The organism is Pseudoalteromonas sp. S16_S37 (assembly GCF_014694405.1).
Taxonomy (GTDB): Bacteria; Pseudomonadota; Gammaproteobacteria; order Enterobacterales; family Alteromonadaceae; genus Pseudoalteromonas.
The window spans coordinates 1-209 of the sequence record NZ_JAAUWV010000301.1; the positions used below are offsets into that span (position 1 = coordinate 1).

The 209-nt window shown below is 42.1% G+C and carries 1 pseudogene; it reads left to right on the plus strand.

Going from position 1 to position 209, the window contains the following annotated elements:
- A pseudogene (locus tag HC733_RS22970) lies at positions 1-178 on the plus strand (IS256 family transposase); the annotation flags it as partial.
- Positions 179-209 lie beyond the last annotated feature (31 nt).

Consider the following 209-nt stretch of genomic DNA (forward strand, 5'->3'; position numbering starts at 1 on the left):
CCGCAAGGCTATCAAGAAACGGAAAATCTTCCCCAGTGATGATTCAGCTAAAAAGATGATTTATCTTGCCATCAAAGATGCCAGCAAAAAATGGACAATGCCCATTCAAAACTGGCGTCAGGCGATGAGTCGATTTATTATCGAATTCGAGGAACGCCTCGAAAGACATATCAACTAAATGGCAGTTACACAGAATCTGTTACAGGGTC